Origin of the sequence: Vibrio ponticus (assembly GCF_009938225.1) — a bacterium.
Classification (GTDB): Bacteria; Pseudomonadota; Gammaproteobacteria; order Enterobacterales; family Vibrionaceae; genus Vibrio; species Vibrio ponticus.
Map to the genome: position 1 here is coordinate 1,181,051 of NZ_AP019657.1, position 21,826 is coordinate 1,202,876.

At 45.0% G+C, this 21,826-nt stretch carries 18 protein-coding genes and 1 pseudogene; 7 read left to right on the forward strand and 12 right to left on the reverse strand.

Features of this window, described 5'->3' with window-relative positions; all coding sequences use genetic code 11:
- Nucleotides 1-41 precede the first annotated feature (41 nt).
- Nucleotides 42-914 (forward strand): LysR family transcriptional regulator, encoded by an 873-nt coding sequence (locus tag GZN30_RS05215; protein WP_075647874.1) that lies wholly within the window; start codon nucleotides 42-44, stop codon nucleotides 912-914.
- A gap of 78 nt (nucleotides 915-992) precedes the next feature.
- Here GZN30_RS05215 and GZN30_RS05220 read toward each other — a convergent pair whose 3' ends face one another.
- A complete protein-coding gene (locus GZN30_RS05220; protein WP_075647873.1) occupies nucleotides 993-2,234 on the reverse strand; it encodes an NRAMP family divalent metal transporter in 1,242 nt (413 codons plus the stop codon).
- Between the two features lie 250 nt (nucleotides 2,235-2,484).
- Here GZN30_RS05220 and GZN30_RS05225 point away from each other — a divergent pair, with 250 nt between their 5' ends.
- Both GZN30_RS05225 and GZN30_RS05230 read left to right on the forward strand, forming a co-directional pair.
- Nucleotides 2,485-2,925: a GNAT family N-acetyltransferase gene (locus GZN30_RS05225; protein WP_174855908.1), complete on the forward strand. Its 441-nt coding sequence runs from the start codon at nucleotides 2,485-2,487 to the stop codon at nucleotides 2,923-2,925.
- Between the two features lie 132 nt (nucleotides 2,926-3,057).
- Nucleotides 3,058-3,981, forward strand: a complete 924-nt coding sequence (locus GZN30_RS05230; RefSeq protein WP_075647876.1) for an arginase family protein — start codon at nucleotides 3,058-3,060, stop codon at nucleotides 3,979-3,981.
- Nucleotides 3,982-4,038: 57 nt separating this feature from the next.
- Here GZN30_RS05230 and GZN30_RS05235 read toward each other — a convergent pair.
- Both GZN30_RS05235 and GZN30_RS05240 read right to left on the reverse strand, forming a co-directional pair.
- Nucleotides 4,039-4,182, reverse strand: a pseudogene (locus GZN30_RS05235) (glutaredoxin family protein); the annotation flags it as partial.
- Between the two features lie 1,505 nt (nucleotides 4,183-5,687).
- Nucleotides 5,688-5,915: a glutaredoxin family protein gene (locus tag GZN30_RS05240; protein WP_075648933.1), complete on the reverse strand. Its 228-nt coding sequence runs from the start codon at nucleotides 5,913-5,915 to the stop codon at nucleotides 5,688-5,690.
- A 132-nt stretch (nucleotides 5,916-6,047) separates the two neighbouring features.
- Here GZN30_RS05240 and GZN30_RS05245 point away from each other — a divergent pair, with 132 nt between their 5' ends.
- Together GZN30_RS05245 and rlmF are read left to right on the forward strand one after the other, a co-directional pair.
- A complete protein-coding gene (locus tag GZN30_RS05245) occupies nucleotides 6,048-6,548 on the forward strand; it encodes a M48 metallopeptidase family protein (RefSeq protein ID WP_075648932.1) in 501 nt (166 codons plus the stop codon).
- Nucleotides 6,549-6,556: 8 nt separating this feature from the next.
- Nucleotides 6,557-7,774, forward strand: a complete 1,218-nt coding sequence (gene rlmF, locus GZN30_RS05250) for a 23S rRNA (adenine(1618)-N(6))-methyltransferase RlmF (RefSeq protein WP_075648931.1) — start codon at nucleotides 6,557-6,559, stop codon at nucleotides 7,772-7,774.
- 29 nt (nucleotides 7,775-7,803) lie between these two features.
- Here rlmF and pilW read toward each other — a convergent pair whose 3' ends face one another.
- Both pilW and metA read right to left on the reverse strand, forming a co-directional pair.
- Complete coding sequence (gene pilW / locus GZN30_RS05255; RefSeq protein WP_075648930.1) at nucleotides 7,804-8,538, reverse strand: type IV pilus biogenesis/stability protein PilW; 735 nt, start codon at nucleotides 8,536-8,538, stop codon at nucleotides 7,804-7,806.
- Nucleotides 8,539-8,683: 145 nt separating this feature from the next.
- Complete coding sequence (metA, locus tag GZN30_RS05260; protein WP_075648929.1) at nucleotides 8,684-9,625, reverse strand: homoserine O-acetyltransferase MetA; 942 nt, start codon at nucleotides 9,623-9,625, stop codon at nucleotides 8,684-8,686.
- A gap of 254 nt (nucleotides 9,626-9,879) precedes the next feature.
- On the opposite strand from metA, the gene GZN30_RS05265 reads away from it, so the two are divergent.
- The gene (locus GZN30_RS05265) at nucleotides 9,880-10,260 is read left to right on the forward strand and encodes an ATP-binding protein (RefSeq protein WP_075648928.1); all 381 of its coding nucleotides are present in this window, start codon (nucleotides 9,880-9,882) and stop codon (nucleotides 10,258-10,260) included.
- 131 nt (nucleotides 10,261-10,391) lie between these two features.
- On the opposite strand, the gene GZN30_RS05270 is transcribed toward GZN30_RS05265, so the two are convergent.
- From GZN30_RS05270 to GZN30_RS05285, 4 genes are read right to left on the reverse strand one after another with little or no spacing between them, the layout of a single operon-like run.
- Nucleotides 10,392-11,525, reverse strand: coding sequence for an ABC transporter permease (locus GZN30_RS05270; protein ID WP_075648927.1), 1,134 nt, complete (start codon nucleotides 11,523-11,525; stop codon nucleotides 10,392-10,394).
- The gene (locus tag GZN30_RS05275; protein WP_075648926.1) at nucleotides 11,525-12,703 is read right to left on the reverse strand and encodes an ABC transporter permease; all 1,179 of its coding nucleotides are present in this window, start codon (nucleotides 12,701-12,703) and stop codon (nucleotides 11,525-11,527) included. Before GZN30_RS05275 ends, GZN30_RS05270 begins: the two co-directional genes overlap by 1 nt.
- Nucleotides 12,703-13,677, reverse strand: a complete 975-nt coding sequence (locus tag GZN30_RS05280) for an HlyD family secretion protein (RefSeq protein ID WP_075648925.1) — start codon at nucleotides 13,675-13,677, stop codon at nucleotides 12,703-12,705. The genes GZN30_RS05275 and GZN30_RS05280 overlap by 1 nt, the downstream gene beginning before the upstream one ends.
- 12 nt (nucleotides 13,678-13,689) lie before the next feature.
- Nucleotides 13,690-15,090, reverse strand: coding sequence for a TolC family protein (locus GZN30_RS05285; RefSeq protein WP_075648924.1), 1,401 nt, complete (start codon nucleotides 15,088-15,090; stop codon nucleotides 13,690-13,692).
- 257 nt (nucleotides 15,091-15,347) lie between these two features.
- On the opposite strand from GZN30_RS05285, the gene GZN30_RS05290 reads away from it, so the two are divergent.
- The gene (locus GZN30_RS05290) at nucleotides 15,348-18,488 is read left to right on the forward strand and encodes an HD domain-containing phosphohydrolase (RefSeq protein WP_075648923.1); all 3,141 of its coding nucleotides are present in this window, start codon (nucleotides 15,348-15,350) and stop codon (nucleotides 18,486-18,488) included.
- A gap of 63 nt (nucleotides 18,489-18,551) precedes the next feature.
- On the opposite strand, the gene GZN30_RS05295 is transcribed toward GZN30_RS05290, so the two are convergent.
- The 3 genes from GZN30_RS05295 to GZN30_RS05305 form a co-directional block, all read right to left on the reverse strand.
- The gene (locus GZN30_RS05295; RefSeq protein ID WP_075648922.1) at nucleotides 18,552-20,084 is read right to left on the reverse strand and encodes a tripartite tricarboxylate transporter permease; all 1,533 of its coding nucleotides are present in this window, start codon (nucleotides 20,082-20,084) and stop codon (nucleotides 18,552-18,554) included.
- Between the two features lie 17 nt (nucleotides 20,085-20,101).
- Nucleotides 20,102-20,614 carry a tripartite tricarboxylate transporter TctB family protein gene (locus tag GZN30_RS05300; RefSeq protein WP_075648921.1) on the reverse strand — a complete coding sequence of 171 codons (513 nt, stop codon included), beginning with the start codon at nucleotides 20,612-20,614 and terminating at the stop codon, nucleotides 20,102-20,104.
- A 185-nt stretch (nucleotides 20,615-20,799) separates the two neighbouring features.
- Nucleotides 20,800-21,771, reverse strand: coding sequence for a tripartite tricarboxylate transporter substrate binding protein (locus GZN30_RS05305; protein WP_075648920.1), 972 nt, complete (start codon nucleotides 21,769-21,771; stop codon nucleotides 20,800-20,802).
- Nucleotides 21,772-21,826: the final 55 nt, after the last annotated feature.

A 21,826-nucleotide genomic window follows, 5' to 3' on the forward strand; every position in this document is an offset into this window, starting at 1 on the left:
TATCATAGTCGTGATTTCTAGCTGCAAAAATGGACGCTCGTATGGACTCTAAACACCTCAAACATTTTGTCACCGTTGCCGAGTTTGGTCACTTTACTCAAGCAGCTAAAGCGCTGCATATCGCTCAGCCTGCATTAAGTATCTCGATTAAAAAGTTTGAGCAGCAACTGGGTATGACGTTGTTTCGCCGTAATGAGCGTAAGGTCGAACTCACCGATGAAGGCAAGGTGTTGCTGAAACATGCCAAGCGGGTGCTACAACAAATAGATGATGCCAAGCTAGCGATGGATGAGCTAAAAGGGTTAGAGAAAGGGGAAGTGAGGCTGGGCGCACCAAGCATGATGGGTTCGTATTTCTTTCCGCAAATTTTAATGGCATTTAAAAGCCGTTATCCAGATCTAAAGCTTACCTTGGTGGATGCAGGTACCGGCTCAATTCGCAACATGTTGCTTAATGGTGAATTGGATATAGGGGTCATCAATCTCGATAAACAGGTGCCTGATGACTTAGAGACCGACATCCTACTGCATTCTGAAATGGTCGCCGTGGTGGGAAAAGATCATCCGTTTGCCAGTAAGCAATCGGTAAGGTTTGATGAATTCTTTGAGCAGGACTTAGTGATGTTCAAAGAGGGCTACTTTCATCGCGACTATATTGAAGCGAAGGCGAAGGAGAATGCGCTTGAATTAGAGTGCGCATTTGAGACCAATTTACTGCCATTAATATTAAGTATTGTAAGACGTGAGTTTGCGATTACAGCTCTGCTCGACTTGGTGACCCACCATGAAGCGGATATCGTCGGTGTGCCATTTGAACAACCAGTAAAACTCGATTTAGCGTTGGCGTGGCGAAAGGGGGGCTACCTGTCTATTGCGGATCGAACCTTTATTGAGTTCGTTAAGTCTTTTCATTGAATTAGAAGCCGATTCACCGCCGATAAAAAAGAGCCGCTAGATGCGGCTCTTAATCGTTCGGCTTATATCGCTAAGGCTTTAGCCGATAAACTTCGCAACGAAGTTACTGATGTTAGTCACGCTTGATGCAGCCATGACTACCACGATTATCGCACCAATGGCTGTTAGGTAAACTGGGTGTTTGTAGTCACCGATGATGTCTTTGCGACGAGTAGCCGCCAGTACCATGCCCAATACGATAGGTAGGATAATGCTGTTTACCAGACCCGCTAGCATCAGCAGAAGGATTGGCATGTTCATGGTTACGGTGCCAAGGCTTGTCACTAGGATAAATGCCACACACCATGCTTTTTCATTACGCGCTACCACAGGGAACAGCGTTTTGATAAGCGAGATAGCCATGTATGAGTTGCCCACTACTGAGGTGATTGATGCAACAAACAATACTAGACCGAAGATGAAGTAACCCGTTTCACCTGCACCTTGACGGAACGCATCGGCTGCTGGGTTTGATGAGTCCAGTACCGCACCAGCTGAGATTACGCCAAATACTGCAAGGAACAGTAGGATTCGAATCACAACCGCAATTGAGATACCTGCCCAAGCTGCCGTTTTGATTGACGGAACGTTCTCTTTACCTTGCAGACCGATATCAACTAGACGTTGTGCACCAGTGTAGTAACCGCCTACAGCACCCCCCACGATGGTAAGTGTTGGCAGTAGCAGACTACCAAAATCGCTCGGCATAACGGCTGCAGATAGCGTTTCGCCCATTGGAGGAAGGCTTGTCATTGCGACATAAGCAATCAAAACAATCATAAACAAGCCAAGGTAGCGCGCCATTTGGTCCATGCGTTTAGAAGCATTGTGTACAATGAACAGTAAGCTACCGATAAGACCGGTAAATAGGGCGCCCCAAGTAGTGTCGATACCAGTCAGTACATTGATACCAAGCGCTGAGCCACTGACGTTACCGAAGTTAAACGCTACTGCACCAAGTGCCAGTAGTACGCCAACCACATAGCCCATGCCAGGTGCGACTTTGTTTGCGATGTCTTGGATGCGTAGACCAGATACGCCAACAATTCGCCATAGGTTCATCACGATACCGAAAGTGATAAACATTGAAGCGAATACAGGGAATGCCATATCTACTTTGTAGATATTAGTGAAAACTGCGGTTTGAGTTAGGAAGCCAGGACCAACAGACGTTGTCGCCATTAGGAAGGCAACGCTAAGAATGGCTTTCTTTTGCCATGAAGTCTCGTTGTTAATCGGAGCAGTCGCGTTGATGGTCGCGGTAGAAGATTGTGTTGTCATGCCGAATCTCAAAATGTTGTGTCTCTATCTTTAAAAAAATAGAAAGACAACTGACCAAGATCAGCTGAACTTATGCTCGTAATTTATTGTAAAAACAAGTAATTTCAAATCTGTCCTTACTTGCTGGCGGCGGATTTTAAAGAGGTCGTAAGCGCTTGTCAATAGTTGTTTTTTATTTATTTTCTCATCGCTAAATTAGCCGGTTTCCCTTATATTTTTCCCTCTCTATCACGGGGTGAATGTTAAAAAAATGGCAATAAATTATTCAACAAGAGAAGCCGTTGAGTCTGATTATGAGTTCCTGTTTGAACTCAAAAAAATAACTGAGAAGCAGGCAATAGCGAACGTGTTTGGTTGGGATGAAATCATTCAGTGGCAGATCCATAAACAAGAGTGGGAACTAGCTAAACCATTGATAATCATAGTCGATGGTGAAGATGTTGGCAGCGTTCTGATTGAACAACGTAGTGACGAAATTTACTTTGGGCGCTTCTTTATTTTGCCAAGTTATCAAGGGCAAGGGCTTGGCAGTGCGGTGATGCAAAATGTGATTGAAATGTCACAAAAACAGCAACTTCCGATCAGCTTACTCTATCTACAAGGCAACCGCGTGGGCGCGCTTTATCGTCGTCACGGTTTTGAAGTGACCTCTGAAACCGAGCAGTTTGTGTATATGCAGCGTCCGCTGTGATAATCCTTTAGATTTTTCAAACAGAGCATTAATTTTGTGATCTGTCGAATTGTTAGCCAGATTAACTGCCTCTTCGCTTAAAAATTGTTAAATTAATCTTATGGTTACAGGATTTACGATTAGGGAGTCGGTATGGCAAAAGCATTTGATATCATTGGTGCTCCGTTTAATTTGTTGGGCTGCAGACCCACAAAACAAAATACCGTTAATGGTCTGCGCCATAATGATGAGAATGGCGACGTTGGGCTAAGTGAATGGATCGAAGTTCGCAATGCTCGATGGGGAGCGGATGTAGTCGATCGCGGTGATATTGCGCTTACTCCAACTATCGCTGATTTGATTGCAACCAACAAACAAGCGCAAGGGCTGAGTGGCTATACAGAGCAGCTGAAGCAGCAGGTATTGGCGAGTTACGATAAGGGACGAATCCCAATTACCATTGGTGGCGACCACTCCATCGCAGTGGGGTCCGTGCAAGCGGCTCTAGATCATTATCAGATGCATCAAGGTAAGCGTGTAGCGCTAATTTGGATTGATGCCCATGCAGATTGCAATGACTCAAATGTGGGTAATTTACACGGCAAGCCGGTCACTATGCTGATGGGCAAATCTTATGAAAAGTTGGAGTGTCGCGAACCTAAGGCTCTTCTAAAATCAAATGATCTTTACTATGTCGCGGTGCGTGATTTGATGCCCAATGAAGATGCGATAATTAAACAGCACTCGATCATCAACTATGACATGGCGGCTATCGAAAGCCACGGCATCAACCATGTGTTAAGTCAACTGCTCAAAACCATCGACAGTGACTACGATTATTTTTATGTCTCTTTTGACTATGACGCACTCGATGGCAGTATCTTCCGCGCCTGCGGCACGCCGAATGTAGGCGGATTAAGCGCGAGAGAGGCGATTCATCTGATATACGGTTTGGCAAACCATGACAAGTTTGTCGGTATTGATTTTGTCGAGTACATGCCAGAATTAGATGAGCAGGGCATATCTAAACAGTTAATGCTTAAATTGATTGATGCGGTGTGGGGATACCGCGCTTAGCGATAAAACGAAAAAAGGATGGTAAACCATCCTTTTTACTGTGTTCTGTAGTGGCAATTAATTGCTCTTATACATCTTCTCAAAGTTAGCCGCATTCCAGCCAATCATATAGCGATCGCCAATTTTCAATACCGGCAGAGAACGTGCACCAATCGCATCCAGTTCTTTGCGACCATGTTGCATTTTACTTAAAGCCAGTCGGAGTACTACGTTTCGTTGGCTTTTTTATCGTGCTTTAAGAGACTTATTACAAATCGTAAAGTGTCTTTTTTAATAGTTATCTAATAAACATATTATAAAACGTACATTTATAAAGATGGCTCAAATAATGAGCCACTGGTAATCTTGTGTGTTGAACATGCTTAAAGACACTATATATAGTATTTAGTGACGTATATCTGCTAATTTAATCGATCTTATTGCGGCGCAGATCGATAAGCCCTTATCTGATAAGCCTTGTCAAAAAATCAAGTTTAATAACAGAAAAAATGCAACTTTCATTGTTTTCTTTGTATCTGGGAGCAGTGCCAACAAGATCGTTTCCATATTGTACTGCAACTGAATTTTAATGATCTAGATCAATACTTTTGGGGTGTGCTTTAGAGTTTAATACGTCTGTCTACTAAATCACCATAATACTAAATCTAGTGATTTTTTATTAATTTAATGGGATTTTTGGGTATATCTAGTTTTTTGTGTGATAGATATCTTGATATCAACATATCAAATGCACAATTATATATTTTTGTCAAATAACAAGGTAAAAGGATTTCTATCTTGAAACGCAAGAATGTTAACATTCCTGTGTATATCCTATGGATAGCGTGGTGTTATTCAACGAATTTAGTAAATTCTTTGCATAATTCGTTTTAAGGCTTTATTTCAACTCAAAGTTAATTGAGGTGCAGTTATTTAAACAACCATCAGGCGTCATTACAGGAATTATTTTAAATTACGCAAGATTAAATGTGATTAAAGTCACGAAACGTGAAAATGTATCCTGTGGATAAGTTGGGTGTTGCGAGAATAATGGGCTTTTATTGAGTTGAATGTAAGTAATTTGCTTGATTATTTGTGATTAGAATCAAATAAACGTGGGTATTCCCGTTAAAAGAGGGAAAACTGTCAAAAATAGAGGGGATTACAAGTAATCAAGATGAGAGTAAAATATATCCTGCAAATGAAACAAAACCCTCCGAAGGGTTAACTTAGAGGGTTTCATTTGCAAAACGAAGGACTAGTTTCGTGTGGATCTCCCCGACCAAAGTTTGATCCATACACCAGAAAGACTTCGATATATGTGTAGTCGTAATTTACTAAAATAAACATGTTATCTCAGTGATCACTATCACAGAATAATATGCATGGGTAAGTGCGTCAACAAGAACTGAACCTTTCGCTAGTCCATTTTCAATAGTCCTATATAGGAGAAAATGGCATGAAATCGATCAGCCATAAACCAGCCCCAACCGGCTTTAAATGGGTTTACACACGTTTTCGTCGTGTAAGAAATTCATCAAAGGTACTAGATGCCCACGCATACGGGTGGAAATCTTGGTGTTTTCTAGTTCGTTGTGCAAGGGGTAAGTAATGATTAGTGTATTTGTTCGTTTAATAAAGTGGTTGATTGAAATTGACCGAGAGTGGTTAATACAAATCTAAATGGAAAAGCCCGCACTAGTTGCGGGTTTTTCATGCTTGAAGATTTATGCCTTGTACATTTTCTCAAAATTAGAAGCGTTCCAGCCAATCATATAGCGGTCGCCAATTTTCAATACCGGCAGTGAACGTGCGCCAATCGCATCGAGTTCTTTGCGACCACGTTGCATTTTTGCGTTGGTTAGACGGTATGGATAACCTTTTGAATCAAGGTAGCGCTGAGCATCTTTGCAGTGCGGGCACTTATCTTTTACATATAATACGAGTCGTTTCATTGTCACTATTGGCTCTTGGAACGTTAAACTGGCGCGAGTATAGGCGAATAGGGCACTTTCGACAACGATTCCCGTGAAGCGACGCCTTGATTAAGGTAGACTTAGCGCGATTTTATTATTTGTTGTTCGGTTATGAATCCAAATCCTGTACTTCGTTATATCCAAGGTTACCCAGAACATATTCTAACTCCCGTTTCACAGATGCTTGAGGCGGGACGTTTTTGCGCGTGGTTTGAAAAGCGCTACCCACAGCGTCACGAAATTCAAAGTGAAAAAGCGCTGTATGAATACACCATGGCGCTGAAAAACCAGTATATGAGGAAGACTTCGCCACTGAGCAAGGTGATTTACGATAACAAGATCCATCTGATCAACAATGCGTTGGGGCTGCACACTTACGCTGCCAAAGTGCATGGTGGAAAAATCAAATCGAAGAATGAAATCCGCATCGCCAGCGTATTTAAACACGCGCCGGAGCCTTTGCTACGCATGCTCGTTGTACACGAATTAGCGCATTTAAAAGAAAAAGATCATAACAAAGCTTTTTACCAACTGTGCTGTCATATGGAACCGGACTATCATCAATTAGAGCTGGATGCTCGCCTGTTTATGATTTACCAAGATATTAAGTAACGACCCTTATGAGTAATAAAGAGACTTCGCGCTCAAAGCACAAGCCACACAACAGCACTCCAAATAAGTCGACACGTAAGTCAAAAGGCAACGCTGCCAGTGCAACAAAAAGTGCTGAGAAAGCCAAACCAGTGAGAACTAAGCCAGCGAGAGCGTCTAAGAGTGCCGTGAAGCAGAGCAATCCTAAGCAGAGCAACTCTAATCAGAGTAACCCTGAGCAGACTAGTTCGATGCTGGTGACGACCGTGGCGGGAAAAGCAGGGCTGCATAAGCGTAACCTACACCAAGGTCGTTATGATTTTGAGCGTTTGGTAAAAGCACTACCAGCACTTGAAAAGCATGTGGTACTTAATCCCAAAGGTGAGCAAACCATTCGCTTTGATGACCCGACGGCAGTCAAGCTTTTAAACCGAGCTCTGCTTGCTGAACATTACAGTGTCACACAATGGGATATTCCTCAAGGCTACCTTTGTCCGCCAATTCCTGGGCGCGCGGATTATATTCACCGTCTAGCGGAATTGCTGCTCAATGAAGCGCCAAAGCTCAACCATAGTCTAGTTAAAGCGCTTGATATTGGTGTCGGCGCTAACTGTATTTACCCAATTGTCGGGGCAAGCCAATATGGCTGGGAGGTTATCGGCAGTGATGTTGATCCTATCTCGGTAGATAACTCAAACCAGATCGCGCAAAACAACGCTGTACTTACAGGTAAAGTGGCGTGCCGTTTACAAAGCGACAGTCGCCATTTCTTCAAGAGCATCATTGAGCCGAATGAATTTTATGACGTGACGACCTGTAACCCTCCGTTTCATGCTTCGCTTGAAGAAGCGCAGCAGGGTACAGAGCGCAAACTGAATAACCTCAATGCGCACAAAGCCAAACGTGGTCAGGTGAAAGTTGAAAAAGGCACTCAGACTAAAGCGAGTAAGCCGACACTTAACTTTGGTGGTCAAAAGGCTGAGCTGTGGTGCCCGGGCGGCGAAGCTGCATTTGTGAAAAACATGGCATTTGAAAGCCGTGAATTTGCTACTCAGGTATTATGGTTTACGACCTTAATCTCGAAAAAAGATAATGTTCGTTGGTTGCGCAAAAATCTCGAAAAAGCCGGTGCAAAAGAGGCAGTAATTGTCGAGATGAGCCAAGGGCAGAAGATTAGCCGCTTTGTGGCGTGGAGCTTTAAAGATAAAGCTGAGCGTGCAAAATGGTTGGCGGTGAAGTCTAATTAATTAGTTAACTAATTATTGACCATGTTATGTTATTGAAACCCGCCGATGTGCGGGTTTATTTTTGCCAGCTTAAGCTGATAATTCTGCGCGCTTGCGGTATTTCCTGCCTTGATTTCTAATCGAACTAGAGATTGTAGGATCTGAGCTTGAGTGCCAAATTGCTGCTGTGCACTGATCAATCGCGTTCTTGCTGGTTCAAAATAGCCATGGGCGATCTCTAATTCAACCAAATGGAACAGTGTTCGGAAGTCATCTGGTTGATAGCTTAAAGAGCGACGGAAGTACTCGATCGCAAGCTCAGTATCTCGCCCTTTGAGCGCACAGTAAGCGGCATTGGCGTAACTACTGGCAATATGCGGGTAGGATGGGTTCGCTGTCGCGCGCACAAAGTATTGATTGGCGCGCTGGTATTGTTGTTGACTGCAAAGGAAGACCGCATAGTCATTTAATACATAGCTGTTGTCGCGATGATAGTAGAGCGCGGTTTGATAGGTTTGCCGCGCTTTTTCTGGTTCGTTGACTTGCTTAAAGTAATCGGCTTGCGTAAGCAAGGTTCGGTAGTACTTGGGAGCGTGCTGTAAGGCTTTATCGAGATTTTCTTTAGCTCTGCTGAGGTTGCGCTGTTTGAGATAGCCTTTGGCAAGCTCGATACGCGCATCCGCTTTTTGCTGGTGGGAAGGCATTGAATCAGTGATAGGCTCGCTGGCACATCCAGCTATTAGCGCTAATGCTAATACGCTTACCGTCACTAATCTTACTTTCATCTTCACCTCCTAATTGGTTGAATTTGAGTATATCGAGCACAGGGTAAGATTGAGTTTCAGTTGTGAATGGGGTAAATCGAGTCAGGTCAAAAAAGACCAACAGAGTTGGTCTTGGTGCTTGTTGCTTAAACTAGCTGGCTTGTGCCTAATCGTCTTTGGTGAAGTTCGCTTCACTAAAGTGTTCCAAATCGAAAGGTGTTTGCTGATAAACACAGTAGTTAAGCCAGTTAGAAAACAATAAATGTCCATGACTGCGCCAACTAGCACGCGGAGGGTTGTCTGGGTTGTTGTTTGGGTAGTAATTGATTGGGATCGCAGGCTCCATACCTTCGCTAAGATCGCGAACATATTCATTGTGCAACGTGTGAGAGTCGTACTCCGGATGCCCGGTGACAAACACATTACGTTTGTCTTTGGTCGCTGCCAGATAGACGCCCGCCACGTCGGATGTCGCGAGAATATCAAGGTCGGTATGCTCAGAGAGGTACTCTGAGGAAAAATCCGCATAGCGTGAGTGTGGCGCTAAAAACTCGTCATCAAAACCGCGCAGTAGTGGGCTAAGCGGATTGACGGTTTGGTGTTTATAAACGCCAGAAAGCTTCTCTTTACGAGTACGCTTAGGCAAATTATAGAGCAGCTTCAAACCAGCTTGTGCCGCCCAGCAAACATAAAGGGTTGAGGTGACATGCTCTTTTGCCCAATTCATGATGTTCTGCAGATGTTCCCAATAAATCACATCTTCAAATTGCACTAAGCCAAGCGGCGCTCCGGTAATGATCATGCCATCAAAGTTGCGCTGCTTTACCATTTCAAATTGGCGATAGAAAGTATCCAGATGCTGAGTCGGCGTATTCTTGCTCGGACGATTATCGATTCGAAGCAGTTCAATATCCACTTGCAGCGGGCTATTCGATAGTAAGCGGAGAAATTGAGTTTCCGTCTCAATTTTTTTTGGCATCAGATTAAGGATCAATACTTTCAGCGGGCGGATATTCTGCGTCGCGGCGCGTGTTTCTGACATCACGAAGATGTTCTCTTCACGTAGCACGTCAGTGGCTGGTAGTTGATCGGGGATCTTGATCGGCACGGCTTTCTCCCTAAAGCAGTTTTTTTTGGACGTCTATACATCCAAACTTACAACAATCATTTTAAGATGTCGACAGCAAATTTAATTTACCTTAGACGAAGTAGTAAACCAAGCCAAGGTAACGACGCGAGATCAAATACCTCAACGGTGAGTTCTATGAGAGTAAAAACGTCAGATGAACGAGTTAGCGATAACAATGTGGCTGGTTTATACTGCGCCTCCTCAATTTAATTAGTTGGTTGTCTTTTCACATTATGCCGAAGCTTATTCTTATCCGTGGTTTACCTGGTTCGGGTAAAAGTACCCTAGCGAAAACGTTCCAAGCTCAGCACTTTGAGGCGGACATGTACTTTATTGATAAAAATGGCGAGTACCGATTTAATCCTACTTTGTTAGAAAAAGCGCATGCATGGTGTAAGCAGCAAACCGAGCAAGCGCTGCGCAGAGGAGAGGACGTGGTCGTCGCCAATACCTTTGTTCGTCGCTGGGAGATTCAGCCATACTACCAGTTAGCGAGAAAGCTCAAAGTCGAGTTTGAGATCATCGAATGTCATGGTGAATATGGCAGTATTCATGGTGTCGAGCAGAGCGTGATCGAGAAGATGCGCGCTAAATGGCAAGAGTGGCGGGTATGAGGGGGAGAGGCGAGAAAGCGAGAATTGAGATCTGAGAAGGGGAGAATTGAGAAGGTAGATCTGAGAGGCGAGATCTGAGAGTCAAGAAATGAGAAACGAGAAGAAGGGTGACGAGTGCCACCCTTGATGGTTTAAGCTTTGACTTTTTGTCGTTTGAGCGTCCAGATGGCAATTGCTAGCCACACTATGGCTTGAATCCATAATTGAGTGTAATACGGCGCAGCTTGCTGCCAAGTAGCCCCCATCTGATTCAAGGCTAAAAAGCCTTGGATGCCCGGGGTACTTGGGAAGAGATTCGCAAGCCAGACGATAATGCTCGGGATTGAGCCGGTCGGCCAAATAAATCCGGCACTAAAGACCAGCGGCATCGAGCTAATCAGTACGACCAAGGTGACCAGCTCTCTACGTGGTAAAATCGCACCAAGCCAAATGCCAATCGCACATGAGGCTAATAGGAAAGGCAGCAACATTGCCAATAGGGCACTGGCTTGAGCCAATTGACTGACGCCATGCATGGTAAAGCTAGCGCCGAAATAGTACATGCTGAGTAGATAGTAAATTGTCACCAGCACTATGCTGCGCACTGCGATGAGCTTATACGCCGGAGTGCTAGTCCAGTAACCTTTGCCGTGCTTCTGCGTTCCACCCATAAGCCCTGATGCCATGGCTAATGTTTGTTGTAAGATCAGCACAAACACCGCAGGTACCACATAATCCACATAGCCCATGCGCGGGTTAAATGTTGGCTTCATATTAAGCTGCGTCGGAGAGTATTGTTTAGCCGCTTGCTCTATCGGTGTGCCGTCCATAACCAATCGACTGACGGTGGTTTGCGCCGCTAACGTGCCGCCTGCTTGCGCCAAGCCTTCAACAATCGTCCCGTAAACCAGAAAATAAGAAGCGTCACCAGCATAAGAGAGTGTCGGGCTTTTACCTAACAACAGGTCTTTATAGAAATGCTCAGGAATCACCAATATTCCGCTGATTTCGCGGGCTAAAAACGCCTCTTTTGCCGTTGCAATGGTTGAGTCTCGTTGTACGATCTGTACTTGCGGAGTGGCATCAACCATACGTTCTAGTCGATAACTGGTCTGGCTATGATCTAAGTTAACCACACTGATTTTTTGCTCCCTTGGCGTCTGATGGCTGTAAGGGAGTGGGTAAAGAAACGAGTAGAAAACCACCCCACCAAACACAGTTAACATCACCACTGGATTGGTCAGTAAGGCTTTGAGTTCGGCTTTGATCAATTCAAACAGGTTCATTATTGGTGCTCCTGTTTTTCAGTGGCAGGTATTGCTGCGGCAGTTAAATGCTTTTTGATGAGCAATCCGGTCAGCATCAGTGGTAGCAAATAACCAAGCATAGGCAATAACTCCTGGATAGAGACATGCCAACTGGCGCCATAACTCACTTGACTGACTTGCAGCTCAATATAGTGGCTGATTGGTAGCAGACTACGCCAAAATTGGGCGAGGGTATTCATGTCTGTCACCGGGAAGGTAATTCCCATAAACGCAAAGCTAGGTGCGGTAAAAGCACCAGCAAAGCTCATCGCTCGGGCAGGGTCTAACGTCATAAAGAAGAAAAAGCTCCCCATGATCATGCACGCGATAACCGTCACCCATTGTCCGATAACCAGTATCAATAAACTGCCTTCCATCGGCCACTTGAAACCAAGGTAAAACCAACAGAGAAAAGCAAAGCCTTGCAGGGCAAATACGGGCAGATACGGTGACAATGTCACAACCAGTCGTTTGATAGGTTGTTCAGCTAACCATTTGCTCAGCCCTTGCTGACGATGATTGGCTGCCAAGATCAAGATAGTGCTTACCACTACGACTATTTGCCATAGCGCAGGAATGATCGCCGAGACGAGGAACTGTGCATAGTTACTGTTTTTATTAAACAGCGGGGTGATTTGCGTTCTAATGGGTAACGCTTGCCCCATTGCACTGCTCAAGGTCTGATTGCCATGAGCGAGGTTAGCGATAGTGGCAATTTGCGCGTTAAATGTTGCCTGTGCTTGAACAAATGCAGAGTTGATTAGCTTACCAATCAAGATAAATTGGCTGTTATAAAACACCGAAACTTGCGGGTTTAGCCCTTTATAAACATCTTCTTCAAAGTTATGGGGGATGACTGCGTAGGCATAAATATCGCCACTGATGAGCGCTTGTTCCGCTTGATTGGCACTCTGCATTTGCTCAACCACTGCCATCGATGAAGTCGCATCGTAATAGCGTGATAATGTACGTGACATTTCGCTATGCGAAAGATCAACCACTGCAATTGGCAGATCACGGGCGATACCTTGAGAAAAGATCGCCCAAATAGAAATGGCTAACGCAATCGGTAGCCAAGTGAGACAAGAGAGCAACCATCTATCTCGTCTCACTATCTGCCACTGGCTGATCGCATTAGCGTTTTGCTGAAAACTCATTACAGCTCAACCACCAAACTCATGCCCATACGTAACTCTGGCTCTGGTGTCACAGGGCGCGCTTCCACTTCAAAAGTGCGCAGATCAAACCCTTGAGAGGCATCGGTAGAGCGCCAAGTAGCGAAGTCGCCCATTACGGCAACATGGGTTACTTTGAATTCTACTTGCTTGTCCAATGCAGGCAGATAGGCGGTGAATGTGCTGCCTTTGTTAAAGTGTTTTAGCCAATCTTCACGTACATTGAGCACTGCCCACGAATCTTGTCTATCGACGACGGTAACCACAGGAAAACCTTGCGGTGCGAGTTCGCCACTTTGTAGCAATACCTGAGATACTTCACCGTCAAACCAGCTTTTGATTTGTGTGTCAGCGGCAAAGGCTTCTACTTCCGCTACCGCGCCGGCAGCCATGCGCGCTTTTTCCACAGCGGCAAGTTTGGTTTCAGAACGGGCGCCTTCTTTCGCCATTTGGTACATTTGGAACGCGGCACTTTCAGTGTACTTCGCGGCTTGCCACTGGGTTTTCGCCTCGTCACGTTTTTGCTCGGCAACCACCCCATCATTGTATAGATTGTTCACGCGTAGATAGGTTTTTTCCATCAGATCAGCGGCTGCTTTGGCTTTTTGCCATTGATCTTTGGCTGCTTGAATCTGTTGTACACGCGCACCTTTTTCTGCTTCTTGTGCCAATGCACCCGCCGCTTTTTGACCGGCTTTGGCTTGTTCAAGTTTGGCTTCAATTTCAGGGCTGTGAATGGTGAAAATTAGTTGTTCTTGCTTTACTTCATCGCCTTTACGCACCAAAACTTGGTCGATACGCCCTGCAACTTTAGAGGAAATGCTGTATTGCTGCGATTCAATCTGACCCTGTAGATGCATAGGTTTCGGTTGGTAGGCTTGGTAAAAGCTGTAACCAATCCAAGAGGCGAGAGCAATTGCAGTGGCCGAAAGTAATAATGTTTTTTTGTTTTTCATGCTGGTTCCTTATTACAGGCTGTGAGTTGCAATTGCATTGTGTTGATATTGAGCAAAACTGTTCATTTGGCTAGAAAGCGCCAACAGTTTTGATAGCGAAATAAGATAGTTGAAGCTAGCGGCAGCGCGTTGCGTTTGTACGCTAGCCAAATAGAGCTGCGCGTCAACCACATCGGTTGAGGTTGAAATACCTTGAGAAAACGCTTTTTCGCGTAAACGTAAGTTCTCTTTTGCCAGTTCGATGCTAGAGCCCAAACCGATGACTTCTTCTTGTGCTTGCTGTGCCTCTAAATAGGTTTTCTTAACCAATACGGAGAGATCTTGTTTTGCTTGCGCTTTTAGGTAGCGCACTTGGCTAACTGCACTGTGGGCTGCTTGTACATTTTCACTGCGACCGCTGTTATCGATCAGCGGCACACTAACACCGAGCCCGACCAGCCAGTCCGGTTTCATCTGGCTCGCTAGCGAGTCGTCTTCGTGCAGGCTGTAATCACCGTATAGATAAACTTCAGGGTAGTATTTGCCTTTTTCTGCCTGAATTAGGCTGCTGGCTTGTTTTTCTTTGGCATCGAGCAGATCAAGACCCGGATAAGTCTCAAGTGTTTGCTCGACAAAAGCAGATAGAGGCGGCAGGTTCTGGTTAATAAACAGGGCGCTGCGAGGTTCGACGCTGGTGGTTTGGTTGAGAATTTCAGTCAGTGCCGATTGGGCAATCTCCAAACTCTTTTGCGCTTTTTTGCGTTCCACTATCGCTTTATCTAAAGCCGCGTCTGCTTGAAGGCGCTCAACACGCGCAATTTGACCTTGTTGTTCGAGTTTGACGGCGTTGTCACGATGTTTGGTTAAACCGCTTTCAACCAGTTTACGCGTCGTAACCACTTCTTGCGCGAGTACCACACTGAAATAGTACTTACTTAAATCTTCATAACGCGCCTGAGTTTCCATTGCCAGTTGGCTACGCGCCTCGTCGGTTTTACCTTGCGCAGCACTTTGCGCGGCACTAATGCGTCCACCGGTAAAGATAGGCCAAATAGCACGAATAGAAGAGGTGAAAATATCACGTTCAGAAATCGTAGAGGTGACCGAGCCAATAACAGGGTTAAGGATGCCGGATATTGCTGGTGATACACCATCAATACTATCGAGCAACTGCTTTCCCGAAACCGTTACATCTTGATCCAGACGAGTGTAGTTAGCGCCAATAGTGACTTTAGGCAGATTAAGATCGTCAGTGGCACTTTGCAGGTGTTGATAACGCTCAACATTGGCGCGTTGTGCGGCGATGGAATTGTTATCTTGCTGTAGCAGTTGCCAAGCCTCATCAAAACTGATCGCGGCACTATAAGCCATAGGCGATATTGCTACGCAACTAAGAGATAGACTGAGTAACAGAGAATGAGGACGTAGTTTCATTGGCAATTCGCTGAGTAAAATAAATTAGAGTATATACTCTAACTGTTGGTCGCGCAAAAAATGCTTAGTAAATCAAACATATCAACTTTTACAGTATGCTCAATTGAACTTTTGTGCAACAAGGCTGATACTGGATTAGTATTAACTAGGGAGAGTGCGCTAATAGGATAGATTAAAGCGCCATTTTGCTAAACGTAAAATTAACAAGAGGAGGCCACAGCCTCCCATCTAGTATGCCAAAGGAGGGCTAAGACGCGATGACTCAATCGTTAACGTCGGCTAGAAGGTTTTCTATACGTTTTACTGTCGGAACCATGTTTATCTTTGCTACCGTGATAACTGCCGCGATAGCGATAAGCATGCAGTATTATTTCAGCAAACAAATGTCTCAAGATCATGTGCTGAGTAAACTGAGCATGGCGAGTGCAGAGATCAGTGAATATATTCAACAAATTGAGATCAACGCCAGCAGCAGCGCGAAGATATTACGCAGTGTTTCTATTGCGGCTGAGCGCCAACTGAGCGAACGCGATATTCGTGATATTTTCATTCAGGTGTTGGTCGACAATCCGCTGTTTTATAGCCTTTACTATGGCAATAAAAATGAGGATTTCTATCAGATTATTAATCTGGACTCTGCGCCGATTGTTCGTGAGCGAATAGGTGCTGAGGATAATGATCGTTGGGTGATCATTAAAATTAAAGGCGATGCTAAAAACCGGATTAGAACCACCGAATACTTTACAGAGCGTTTATCACGCACGCGAATTGAATCCGAAACCAGTAACTATTTTCCTTCACAAAGACCTTGGTTTCACTCTGCGAGTGAAAAGTCAGTCTATAAAACCGATCCTTACCTGTTTAAGCATTTAAAGATCACCGGGCAAACTTACTCTACGCGCAGTAAGACATCGGTGATTGGTGTCGATATTGTTTTGTCGTCAGTCAGCTCAAAAATATCGGCGGATTCACTAGGGCTTGCAGCGAATCCAAATGTCGAGGCGTTTTTGTTTAATCACAATGGCGAAGTGATCGCTTCGAACTTGCCTTCGCGAAATGAGATAACGATCCCGCGAGCCAAGCCAATTGCGTTGACTGAGCAACAGAGAAGCCTAATTGCTAGTGCGCCGACATTGGTTGTTTCCAACCAGAATAATTGGGGACCTTATGACTTTGCCCAAGCCGGCGAGCCTCAAGGGTACGCAATTGATAGATTGAAGTTGCTGGCACAATCAACGGGACTCCAGTTGGAGTTCGTCAATGGGTTCGATTCCAACACCTTACTGAGTAAATTCGTCACTGGCAAAATTGACGTTTTACACTCGGTGACCGACGATCTGGCTACCTCGTATGGTTTCGAATCCCTCGATTTCTATTCTGCACCAATTGGGATTGCCACTGTGACTGGTCAAAACGCGCCTGCGAGCTTATATGACATAGATACACAACGGGTTGGTGTTATCGCTGGGCGAGGTATGGCTGAGCTAATTAGTCGCACCTTGCCCGATGTGAATATTTTCCGTGTGAATGATTTCAAGGCGGCTAAACAACACCTACTTAACGGGCAAGTGGATTATGTTGTTGACAGTTACTTAGCGTTGAACGAGATGAAAGGCATTGCTAATAGCGACGCCATAGAGGTGAATAAATTGGTCGGTCTCGACAGCATCTCTTTTCAACTTTTACTCAATGAGCGCCACTCGCACCTTATGCCAATCATGCTAAAAGCGTTAAAGCAGATAACGGCTGAACAGCAACTTGCTTTAGAGACTAAATGGCTGGACGAAAGCGTCTCTAAAGGCGGCTTTGTCCCTTATCCGGAATTGTTTGAATTGGCGCTCAACGAGTCGAATCACAATCAGATTCTGCAAAGTGACGACCAACGCAGTTTTATCTATCTCTCTTCAGTTTCAGGTATCGGTGGTAATGAGTACTTCGCTGTTATTGTGCCCGAAGAGGTGATTACCTCACAGGTGATGTCGCGCTTGATGACATCGATTGCGATCACAGCTTTGGTGATGATCATCATATTACCGATCGCATGGATATTTGGCTCACCAATAGTGAAGCCTGTAACTCAGTTAAGATCTGAAACGCAGTTAATTAAACAGCGGAAATTTAACAAGGTTCAGTTGGTGAATAGTCGAATCAAAGAAGTCCATGAGCTGTCTGAATCGATGTTGGAAATGGTCGATGAAATAGAGAAGTATCATAAAGAGCGTGAAGCTTTTATTGATGCGTTTATTTATGTTATCGCACAAGCAATCGATGATAAATCGCCTTATACCGCGGGACATTGTAATCGTGTGCCGGAGCTGGGGATTATGTTGGCGGAAATTGCCGAGCAAACGCAGAGCGGTAAGTTTAAAGAGTTCAAGTTCAACAGTGAAGATGAGCGCCGTGAGTTCAGAATTGCCGCTTGGTTACATGATTGCGGCAAAATCACGACACCAGAGCATATTGTCGATAAGGGCACTAAGCTTGAAGCGAACTACAATCGTATCCATGAAGTACGGACTCGTTTTGAAGTGCTTTGGCGTGACGCTGAAATTGAATATCTTAAAGCGGTGTTGGACGAGCCAAATTCAAAAGCAGCAGCATTTGAAACCCTTCATCAACGCCATGCTCAATTACAACAGGACTTCGAATTTGTCGCCAAAGCCAATGTGGGTGGCGAATTTATGAGTGATGAAGCGATATCGAGAGTGAAAGAAATCGCAGAGCAAACTTGGCTGCGACATTTTGATAATCGTCTTGGACTGTCACCTTTTGAAGAGCTCAGTAAAATGCCAACTAAGGAATCACTGCCTACTGAGGAAAAGCTCTTAGCGGACAAACCAGAGCATGTAATACATCGGGTTAGACCGTTGGAATTTGATCCTAAACTCGGTTTTGATATTGAGGTTCCAGAACATCAATACAATCAAGGTGAAATCTATAACTTGATTATCCGCCGGGGAACGTTGACCGCAGAAGATCGCTTTAAAATCAATGAGCATATGACCAGTGGAATTAAGATGCTGGAAGCGTTGCCATTCCCACCAGAGTTAGCAAAGGTACCGCGCTATGCGTCAACTCACCATGAGACATTGAATGGGCGAGGCTATCCACGCAAACTCAGCGCAAGCGATCTATCGATACCGGAAAGAATTTTGGCGATCGCTGATATATTTGAGGCGTTGACAGCCGCGGATCGCCCTTATAAGAAAGCCAAACCACTGAGTGTCGCGATTGATATCATGCACAGTATGGCAAAGGATGAGCATATTGATTACGACTTGTTTATTCTGTTTCTAGCCAGCGGTGGGTTTGAGCGATACGCTGAACTGTACTTACCGGAATCACAGCGAGATAAAGTAGAGCTATCTAAGTATTTGAAGCAGCAGCAACCAGCCTAAATGCAAAGCGAAAAATAAAGGAGCTCCGAAGAGCTCCTTTTTAGCGGCTGTGACTATTTGCCGTTAATCTGTGACTGATTTCGCGTTGCGACTTGGCATCACTCGCTTAACCGCATTGATGATAATTGGGCTAAACAGGATGAGCACTGCTAGAGCGGTAAACGCCAGAGTAATAGGGCGTTCCCATAAGAAGCTCAGTTCACCATCACTGATCATCAAGGCGCGTCGCAGATTCTCTTCCATCAAACCACCTAAGATAAAGCCAAGCAATAGTGGAGCAAGAGGGAAGTTTGCCAACCTTAAAGCTATCGCTGCCATGGCAATTAGAATCATGATAAATACATCGATAGTATTGAATGATACTAGGTATACACCGGTAATTGAGAAGAACAGAATCATTGGCAGTAATACCGTTCTTGGCACCGCAAGTAACTTAGAGATGTAAGGGATCAAAGGTAGATTCAGAATCACCAACACAATGTTACCGATGTACATTGAGATAATCACCGACCAGAATACATCAGGGTGTTCAACGAAAAGGCGTGGACCCGGCTGAATACCATAAGCGATCAACGCACCTAGCATGATTGCTGTTGTGCCAGAACCTGGAATACCAAGCGTAAGAAGAGGCACGAAAGAGCCGCTTGATGCCGCGTTATTTGCAGACTCTGGCGCGACTAAGCCGCGAATACTGCCTTTACCAAACTCTTCTTTCTTCTCTTTTGGTGCTAGGTTACGTTCCATACCGTAGCTTAGAAAGGCTGCGATGGTTGCGCCAGCACCCGGCAGAACGCCAGTAAAGAAGCCGAGAATCGAAGAGCGAATTGAAACCGGTGCAACTTCTTTAATTTCCTCTTTGGTTACCTTCATACTGCCGATGTTCGAGAGCTTATCTTGTTCTTCGTCACGGGTATCTTTGCTTGGCTTAAGAATGCCCATCAACGTTTCGCCTAGCGCAAAGGTTGCCATTGCAAGTAGCAGGAAGCTAAAGCCATCCATTAAGTCAGTGAGACCGAAGGTAAAGCGCTCAACGCCGACACCTTTGTCGATACCGACCGTAGAGAGCATTAAGCCTAAAATGGTCATCATCCATGCTTTGAGTACTTGTCCTTTACCTGCGAATGCCGCCACAGCTGAAAGACCAAGCACCATTAGCGCAAAATAATCAGACGATTGGAAGCTCAGTGACACTTTCGCTAGAGCAGGAGCGGCGACCAATAACATGATGGCAGAGAGCGTACCACCAGTGAATGAAGAGTAAGCTGCCAGTGCTAACGCTTTACCCGCCATGCCTTTTTTTGCCATTGGGTAACCGTCAAATGCGGTGACCACAGTGGAGGAACAGCCTGGTGCATTAATCAGAATTGATGAAGTTGAGCCACCAAATACCGCGCCGTAATACACACCAGCCATAAGAATCAGACCTGAAGAGGGCTCTAATCCATAAGTAATTGGGATCATCAACGCGATAGCTGAAATGGGTCCGAGTCCCGGCAACATTCCGATAAAAGTACCGACAAAACAGCCAACAATTACCATCATGATGTTCATTGGCATTACCGCAGTCGATAATCCTTGTAAGATTCCATCCAACATAACTTAAATCCTATCGTTTATGACCACATTAAAAACAGCAAACCCGGTTCAAGATAGATATCTAATCCTTGGGTAAGCAGTAAATAAAACGCGACAACAAAGGGTATCGAAGCGCCAAAAAGCACACTTTTGCGACGTTCGCCAAGAATATAGAAACCGGCAAGTAAAAATGCGCTGGTGGCGATGACAAAGCCGACGTAAGTCAGTCCTAGCCCATAAAAAGCCATCAAGATGAGAAAACCAGCGAGTAGTTTCCAATTAAATGAGCCTACTTCAATTTGCTCTTCATCACCTTTCGCCATCACCAATAGCATTAGCGCTAACGCGACGCCTAAGTAGGTTAATATGGTTGGTAAAGTGCGAGCGGTGAACGGTTCATATTCATCCCCAGGAAATAGGGGAATTTGAGAGGTTTGATATCCGTAACACAAGCAAACTGCGAGAAAAATCAATGCCCCAACGCGATCGCGGCAAAGAAGATTTTTTTTGGAAAAAAAGGACGTAGAGGCACGAGACGGTGTATCCGACATATCAAACTCCAAATACTTTAATGGGAAAAGATAGCCAACAATCAAACTAACCACACAGGCAAGGAGTCGCGTGAATAGTTTGCCTCATCGATAGATGAGAGGGGCAAAGTTGATCGTTGGCTAGGGAAATTAGGCTGAGGAGAAATCAGCCTAAACAGCTTTCCAAATCTTGTTTTAGGTTAGATTTACTTTAGGAAACCCAGCTCACGCATTAGGTTACCCATCTGTTTTTCTTGGTCTTCTAGGAAAGCAAAGAACTCTTTATCTGCTTTGTAGTTGTCGATCCAGCCGTTACGGTCGCGAACCACTTGCCATTGGTCTGTGTTGTACATTTTGGTAAATGCCGCGTTCCACTCATTGATTTTATCTTGGCTAACACCAGGTGCAGCGAAGAAGCCACGCCAGTTAGCAAAGACCGTTTCGTTACCATATTCCGTTAGCGTTGGAATATCTGGCGCCGCATCAAGGCGTTTAGGTGCTGTAACCGCAAGTACTTTAACTTGACCCGCTTTCGACATTTCTAGTACTTCACCAAGACCCGTAGATAGGAGAGGGGTTTCACCTGAAAGAAGTGCTGCCATTGCTTTACCGCCGGCATCATAGGCGATGTAACGTACTTTACGAGCGTCAAAGCCTTCGCCTTTAAATGCTGCAGCGACAACTAGGTGGTCCATGCTTCCGCGTGCAGAACCGCCAGCAACTTTAACGTCACGAGGATTTTCACCAAATGCTTTGACTACATCTTCCCAAGTTTTGTATGGAGAGTCAGGAGACGTTACGATAGCGCCATAATCAGCAATGGTTGCCGCAACAGGGGTTAGATCACGGAAAGATTGAGGGAAAACGCCGGTCAGTGAGCGGACCACGATAGGCGTTGAGTTAACCATGAGCGTGTCTTCTTGACGCTCAGCGGTTTCGATTAGGTGCGCAATTGCCTTACCACCGCCGCCACCAGACAAGTTTTGGAACGAAACATTTTCTACCAAATCTTCTTTCACTAGTACGTCACCGGTGCCACGAGCAGTCATATCCCAACCACCACCAGCGCCACCTGGAATTAGAAAGTGGATTTTATCTATGTCAGCCGCTAGAGCATTAAACGAAAATGATGCAGCGATGATTGAAGCTGCTAGGGTTGTTTTCATTCCCTTAAACATGATTCACGTTCCTTCTGTTAAAGCGCAAAGCGCTAGAGGTAATGTTTAAATGCAA